General features: G+C 63.1%; 6 protein-coding genes and 1 pseudogene. 4 read left to right on the top strand and 3 right to left on the bottom strand.

Going from position 1 to position 6821, the window contains the following annotated elements; all coding sequences use genetic code 11:
* Positions 1 to 858: pseudogene (locus tag EN914_RS18530) on the top strand (AsmA-like C-terminal region-containing protein); the annotation flags it as partial.
* Between the two features lie 6 nt (positions 859 to 864).
* Here EN914_RS18530 and tyrS read toward each other — a convergent pair.
* Complete coding sequence (gene tyrS / locus EN914_RS18535) at positions 865 to 2118, bottom strand: tyrosine--tRNA ligase (protein ID WP_024504578.1); 1254 nt, start codon at positions 2116 to 2118, stop codon at positions 865 to 867.
* A 345-nt stretch (positions 2119 to 2463) separates the two neighbouring features.
* Here tyrS and EN914_RS18540 point away from each other — a divergent pair, with 345 nt between their 5' ends.
* Positions 2464 to 4107: a glycosyltransferase family 39 protein gene (locus EN914_RS18540; protein ID WP_024504577.1), complete on the top strand. Its 1644-nt coding sequence runs from the start codon at positions 2464 to 2466 to the stop codon at positions 4105 to 4107.
* A gap of 45 nt (positions 4108 to 4152) precedes the next feature.
* Complete coding sequence (locus EN914_RS18545; RefSeq protein WP_024504576.1) at positions 4153 to 4983, top strand: phosphatase PAP2 family protein; 831 nt, start codon at positions 4153 to 4155, stop codon at positions 4981 to 4983.
* Between the two features lie 11 nt (positions 4984 to 4994).
* On the opposite strand, the gene EN914_RS18550 is transcribed toward EN914_RS18545, so the two are convergent.
* Entirely contained in the window at positions 4995 to 5645 is a 651-nt protein-coding gene (locus EN914_RS18550; protein WP_024504575.1) for an FMN-binding negative transcriptional regulator, read from the bottom strand.
* A 20-nt stretch (positions 5646 to 5665) separates the two neighbouring features.
* Positions 5666 to 6340 (bottom strand): alpha/beta hydrolase, encoded by a 675-nt coding sequence (locus tag EN914_RS18555; protein ID WP_013532163.1) that lies wholly within the window; start codon positions 6338 to 6340, stop codon positions 5666 to 5668.
* A 236-nt stretch (positions 6341 to 6576) separates the two neighbouring features.
* On the opposite strand from EN914_RS18555, the gene EN914_RS18560 reads away from it, so the two are divergent.
* Positions 6577 to 6821: aminotransferase class V-fold PLP-dependent enzyme (locus EN914_RS18560; RefSeq protein ID WP_127389195.1), on the top strand; the 245-nt coding region annotated here is incomplete at its 3' end.

A 6821-nucleotide genomic window follows, 5' to 3' on the forward strand; every position in this document is an offset into this window, starting at 1 on the left:
ATATCGGGCAACGCGCTCGACGCCCGCTCGCTCATCAAGCAGTTCACCTCCGACGTCGACACGGCTACCAAGACCACCGGTTCCGATGCCATTTCCGTCAGCGCCGATGTCGACCGGCTGACCGGTTTCCACGACGAGCAATTGTCCAATCTGAAGCTCGGCTACAGCGCGGCCGGCTCGCGGGTGAACGGGCTGAAGGTCAGCGCCACGGCCAGTTCAGGTGCGGCCATATCGATCAGCAACACGACCGGCGCCGGCCGGCGCACGCTCAACATGCAGTCCGCGGACGCCGGCGCCATCCTGAGGTTCCTCAACATCTACGAACATATGGAAGGCGGCGTGATCACGCTCGCACTGGCCGGGCCGAGCGACGGATCGCTCAAGGGCAAGGTCGACACCAGCAACTTTTTCGTCGTCAACGAACCGAAGCTCGCCTCCATCGTCTCGACCACGCCGGCCGGCGACAACCGCAGCCTCAACCAGGCGGTCAAGGGCAAGCTGGACACGTCGCGGGTGAAGTTCGAACGCGGCTACGCCGAGATCGACAAGGGCAGCGGCTATCTGAAACTGGCCAATGGCGTGCTGCGCGGACCGCGCATCGGCACGACGTTCCAGGGCACGCTCTACGACCAGAACAACAACATGGACATGACCGGCACGTTCATGCCGGTCTATGGCCTCAATCGCATCTTCGGCGAATTGCCCATCGTTGGCGCGCTGCTCGGCAATGGCCGCGACCGTGGCCTGATCGGCGTCACCTACCGGCTCAAAGGCAACGCCAACAAGCCGTTGCTGGACATCAATCCGCTGTCGGTGATCGCGCCCGGAATATTCAGGTCGATTTTTGAGTATCGGTGACCGAGTTCAAATCGGCCGTATCAGAATGTGTTTTTTCTTTCCCAAGGAAAGCTTTACGACGTTTTCCGGACTCAAATCCTGAGGGGTCACCAGCCGGCGCTCGTCGCTCACCGGCTCGTCGTTCAGGCGCACGGCGCCGCCCTGCACATGCCGCCGCGCTTCGCCGTTCGACGCCGCCAGTCCGGCGGTGACCAGCAGCGACAGGATGCCGACGCCGGTTTCGAGCGCTGTCTTGTCGACCTCGACGGTCGGCAGCGACTCCGCGAGCGCGCCTTCCTCGAACGTCTTGCGCGCCGTATCGCTGGCTTGCTCGGCGGCCGCGCGGCCGTGCAGCAGGGCGGTGATCTCGGTGGCGAGGATCTTCTTGGCCTCATTGATCTCGGATCCGCCGAGCCGCTCGAGCCGCGCCACCTCGTCCAGCGGCAGCGTCGTGTAGAGCTTCAGGAAGCGGGCGACGTCGGCATCCTCGGTGTTGCGCCAGTACTGCCAGAATTCGTAGGGGCTCAGCATCTCCGCGTCGAGCCAGACCGCGCCCGACGCGGACTTGCCCATCTTGGCGCCCGACGAGGTGGTGAGCAGCGGCGTGGTCAGTGCATAGAGCTGCGCGTCCTCCATGCGGCGGCCGAGATCGATGCCGTTGATGATGTTGCCCCACTGGTCGGAGCCGCCCATCTGCAGGCGGCAGCCGAGACGCTTGTAGAGCTCGACGAAATCATAGGCCTGCAGGATCATGTAGTTGAATTCGAGGAACGACAGCGACTGCTCGCGATCGAGCCGCAGCTTGACGGAATCGAAGGCCAGCATGCGGTTGACCGAAAAGTGACGACCGACATCGCGCAGGAAATTGACGTAGTTGATCTCCATCAGCCAATCGGCGTTGTTGACCATGATGGCGTCGTTGGGACCGCTGCCGAATTTGAGGTAGGGCATGAAATTGCGGCGGATACCGGCAAGATTGTCTTCGATGTCCTGCGGGGTCAAAAGCTTGCGCGCCTCGTCCTTGAACGACGGGTCGCCGATCATCGAGGTGCCGCCGCCCATCAGCGCGATCGGCCGATGACCGGTCTGCTGCAGCCAGTGCAGCATCATGATCTGGATCAGCGAGCCGGCGTGCAGGCTCTTGGCGGTGGCGTCGAAGCCGATATAGGCTGTCACCGTTTCCTTGGCGAAGATATTGTCGAGACCGGCATCATCCGAAGTCTGGTGGATGAAACCGCGCTCGCTCATCGTGCGCAGGAAATCCGATTTGAAGGCAGGCATTTTTTCTATTCCCGAAAGCGTCCGGCCGCTGTGGCTCAGGCGTGCATGAACGCGGGCGTTTAGCATCCAAGCGCGATCAGCAAAAGTGGTTTCCGGTTTTGCGACTGATCGCGCGCCAGACAAAGGTCCAGCGATCAGCAAAAGTGGTTTCCGGTTTTGCGACTGATCGCGCGCCAGACAAAGGTCCAGCGATCAGCAAAAGTGGTTTCCGGTTTGCAGCCCGCGCGGATGGCGTTGCGAATCCTTGCTTCGTCGTTTGGGCTGGCGTATTGAGGCGCCGCGCAGGGCAGGGCCTGAGGCGCCGCGACGGGGCCATCCCGCAGATCAGATCCGGAAAGCTCCGCGATGAACAGGAACTATCTCTTTCTCTTTCTGTTCAGCGTGCTGATGACGTTCAGTGGACTGGCGAGCCTTCCACCCATCGACCGCGACGAATCCCGTTTTGTCCAGGCCACCAAGCAGATGGTCGAAACCTCCGACTATGTCGACATCCGTTTTCAGGATGCCTCGCGCTACAAGAAGCCGATCGGCATCTACTGGCTGCAATCGGCGGCGGTGGCGCTGAGCGGCGAGGGGGCGGCGGCGCCGATCTGGGTCTACCGCCTCGTCTCCATGCTTGGCATTGCCTTGGCCGTCGTCGGCATCGCCTGGACGGGCACGAAGCTGTTCGGGGCCAATGCCGGTCTCGCCGCCGGCCTGATGATGGCGGCGATCTTCGCCACCGCCTTCGAGGGCCGTGACGCCAAGACCGACGCCATGCTGCTGGCCTGCTGCGTGGCGGCGCAAGGCGCGCTCGCCCAGATCTATCTGGCATCGCGCCGCAACGAACCGGTAGCCGCCCATCTGCCGTGGATATTCTGGGCCGCTCAAGGCCTTGGAATCCTTATCAAGGGGCCGGTGGCTCCGCTCCTGTCGGTGCTCACGGTCGCTGCCCTGTTTGCCTTCGAGCGCGACTGGCGCTGGCTCCTGAAGCTGAAGCTCGTGCGCGGTGTCGCTCTGGTGGTGCTCATCGTGTTGCCCTGGGTCGCCCTCATCACCTGGAAGAGCGGCGGCGCCTTTCTCAACGATGCCGTCGGCAAGGACATGATGGCCAAGGTCGCCTCGGGCGAGGAATCGCACGGCCTGCCGCCCGGTTTCTACATGCTGACCTATTCCTTGTTCATGTGGCCGTTCGGCCTGATCGCGGTCGGCGCCGGGCTGCAGGCCCTCAACCGTCTGCGCGACGATCCCCGGCTGCGTTTCTGCCTCGCCTGGTACATTCCGTTCTGGCTGGTATTCGAGCTGATCCCGACCAAGCTGCCGCACTATGTCCTGCCGGCCTATCCCGGCATGGCGCTGCTGATCGGCTGGCTGCTGACATTGTCGCCGCAGGAGGCCAATGCGCCGCTCAGGCGCTGGCAGGACTGGTTGTGGTGGTCGACCGCATTCGGTCTTGCCGTGGTCAGCCTTGGCCTGGCGGCGGTCTGCGTCGGAGCGCCGATCTATCTCACCGGCTCCTTTTCCTGGTGGAGCATCCCGGCCGCCGCGGCGGCGCTGGCGGCAGGGTATTTCGCTTTTTCGCGACAGCTGCAAGTGCCGCTCTCCCGCATCGGCGCCATCGCGGTTTGCGCCGGCATCACCTATGGGCTGTTGTTCGGCGTCATCGCGCCTTCGCTGAAGCCGATCTGGCTGAGCCCGGCGATCGAGGCGGCAGTCCAGGCCAACAGGCCTTGCGACACCACGGTGCTCGCCTCAGCGGAATATCACGAGCCGAGCCTGGTGTTCCTGGTCGGCACCAAGACCGTCCTGACCGATGTCGATGGCGTCGCCAAGCATCTGCTCGGCGACCCCACCTGCGCGCTGGCGCTGGCACAAATCGGCGACGAGCAGAAGCTGAATGGCCTGTTGGAGGCGCAAGGCAAGTCGGCGAGCCGCGTTGCCGAGGTCGACGGCCTCAACTATTCGTCGGGAGACAAACTGTCGCTCGGCCTCTATCGTGTAACCCAGTGACGGCTCGCCGATGCCCATGACGGCAACAATGGGGTCGAATTTCCTATGCTGGTGAAATCACGCCCGCCCGTTTCGAGCCTGCTCCTTGGAATAGGGCGCCGGTCGCTCGACAACTTTCGCGATACGATGCAGATCGCCAAAAGCCGCCTTGCCACCCGGCCGGCCAGATACCCGAATATTTTGTGGTCGGTCTGGGTGCTGGTCTGGGTCTTGCTGACCGCGGCGGCATTTGTTCGTCTCGACACTCCGGCCGGAATGCTTCACGGCAAGTGGTCGGCGGGATTTGCCCGGACTGCCGACTTTTTCACCCAGTTCGGCCTGGGAGGCTGGTATATCATTCCCTCAGTGCTTCTGCTTGTCGCCGCGAACCTGACGGATTGGCGAAGCCTGTCGCGGCGCTCGCTGATGCTCCTCTACAACTGGACCTGCCTGGCTTTTCTGGTGCTGTGCGCCACCGGCCTGTCGGGGATCGCCGTCAATGTGCTGAAATATGCCATTGGCCGGGCTCGCCCGCTCTATTACGAGGACTTTGGCGTGCTGACCCTGCACCCCTTCGCTTTCGATGCGCGCTTCGCCGGCTTTCCGTCCGGCCATGGTACGACAATGGGCGCGGTGTTCGGGGTCGCTTTGCTGTTGTTTCCGCGGCGCTGGTACATCGCCCTGGCGATCACCGCCTGCATCGCCTCGACCCGTATCTTCGTTGGCGCGCACTATCCCAGCGACACCGTCGCCGGCTTCGGCCTTGGCTGCGGTTTCGCGCTTGCCTGCGGGCTGGTCTTTGCCCGGCTCGGCTTCATCTTCCGGCCGATGCCGTCGGGACTGCCGGTCCGCAAGAGAACGTTTCGGCTGATCGGACCGACAAGGAAGACTGCCTGAGCATTCGAAGTTCAGTTGCCGTCCAGTCCGCCATAGGATCTGACCAGGTCGGCCATGCCGGGCGATTGGTGGTCTTCGCTTTCGAGCCCCTGTGCAACGCCGACGCGATCGGCGACCGGCCGGTTCTGGCTGACCTTCCACTTGCCGTGGATTTCGCTGATCTCGATTTCCAGCCCGATAATGCCCTTGATCTGCGACTGGATGAAGGGCTCCGGCGCATCGGTCACCGCCCAGGGCGCGGCGCGGGCGCCTTCCTGGGAGACGGTCAGATCGGCGATCTGCTGCGCCAGCCAGTCCTGATCATCCATCACCTTGACGGTGCCGCGAACCTGCACGATGGCATAATTCCAGGTCGGCACCACCTTGCCGGTCTCGCGCTTAGTCTCGTACCAGGACGGCGTCACATAGGCATCGCTGCCCTGGAAGACGATCAGTACGGGTGACGCCGGATTGTCGGCCAACAGGCGCCATTGCGGGTTGGCCCGCGCCAGATGGGCGCGCAGCCTGCCGTTCGGCCCGATTTCCGCGTCGAGCAGGAACGGGATGGCGTTGGCGACCGGCCCATCGGGCCCGTTGGCAATCAACAGGCCCAGCGGATGCGTCCGGATCAGCCCGTGCAGGATTTCCGGCCGCGTTTCCCTGAAATGAGGAGGTTCGTACATTGCCGTCCCTGCTTTCTTGCTTATCTCAGCCGCTTCGGCCGCGGATCCGACAATTCGCCGGCCAGCCGGCGGTCGAGATAGTCGGCGCATTCCTCGAGCAGCAGGTCGGCATCGTTGGAGAAGAAATGGTTGGCGCCGGGCAACGTCTTTTGGGTGATGGTGATGCCCTTCTGCGTGTGCAGCTTGTCGACCAGGCCCTGCACATCCTTTGGCGGCGCCACCTTGTCGGCATCGCCATGGATGATCAGGCCCGATGAGGGGCAGGGCGCCAGGAACGAGAAATCATAGGTGTTGGGCTGCGGGGCGATCGAGATGAAGCCTTCGATCTCGGGCCGGCGCATCAGAAGCTGCATGCCGATCCAGGATCCGAACGAGTAGCCGGCGACCCAGCAGCTCTTGGAATCGGGATGCAGCGACTGCACCCAATCCAGCGCCGCGGCGGCATCCGACAACTCGCCGGTGCCGTGGTCGAATTCGCCCTGACTGCGGCCGATGCCGCGGAAATTGAAGCGAAGCGTGGTGAAGTCCCGCTTCTGGAACATGTAGAAGAGGTCGTAGACGATCTTGTTGTTCATCGTGCCGCCGAATTGCGGGTGCGGGTGCAGGACGATGGCAATCGGCGCGCTCTTTTCCTTGGAAGGCTGGTAGCGACCCTCCAGGCGGCCAGCAGGACCGGTGAAAATGACCTCAGGCATAAAATACTCCACTAGGTAATACGAATGCGCGGTGCCTGGAACGTTTCCTCTGGCCTTGACGCAGGGCGAGCGTCTTCTTAGAAGCTAGTTTAGAATTGTTCAAAACTGAGTGGCAAGACATCGAGCCCGGCCACCCGCGCCGCAAGCCGCGTAAATAGGACGGCTCGCCTTGGAATTTCAAGGAAATAACGCCATACGACGGCGGAATGGCTTCTGACGGGACTTGACGGACGAAAATGGCCGCAAAACGCGCCTATCTCGACTACAATGCCAGTGCGCCGCTGCTTGCCGCGGCCCGCGAAGCTATGGTCGCGGCGCTCGATGTCGCCGCCAATCCGTCATCGGTTCACGCCGAGGGGCGGGCGGCCCGCCGTCTGATCGAGACCGCAAGGCGTGACGTGGCGGCGCTCGTCAACGCCAAGCCCGAGCACGTCGTGTTCACCTCCGGTGCCACGGAAGCAGCCTCGACGCTGCTGTCACC

Source organism: Mesorhizobium sp. M7A.F.Ca.CA.001.08.2.1, from assembly GCF_003998455.1.
Lineage (GTDB): Bacteria > Pseudomonadota > Alphaproteobacteria > Rhizobiales > Rhizobiaceae > Mesorhizobium > Mesorhizobium ciceri.

Bases quoted from the DNA above. Each gene is read 5' to 3' on its own strand.
- EN914_RS18555 (WP_013532163.1), bottom strand. From the start codon at position 6,340: ATGCCTGAGGTCATTTTCACCGGTCCTGCTGGCCGCCTGGAGGGTCGC.
- tyrS (WP_024504578.1), bottom strand. From the start codon at position 2,118: ATGCCTGCCTTCAAATCGGATTTCCTGCGCACGATGAGCGAGCGCGGT.
- EN914_RS18540 (WP_024504577.1), top strand. From the start codon at position 2,464: ATGAACAGGAACTATCTCTTTCTCTTTCTGTTCAGCGTGCTGATGACG.
- EN914_RS18550 (WP_024504575.1), bottom strand. From the start codon at position 5,645: ATGTACGAACCTCCTCATTTCAGGGAAACGCGGCCGGAAATCCTGCAC.
- EN914_RS18545 (WP_024504576.1), top strand. From the start codon at position 4,153: ATGCTGGTGAAATCACGCCCGCCCGTTTCGAGCCTGCTCCTTGGAATA.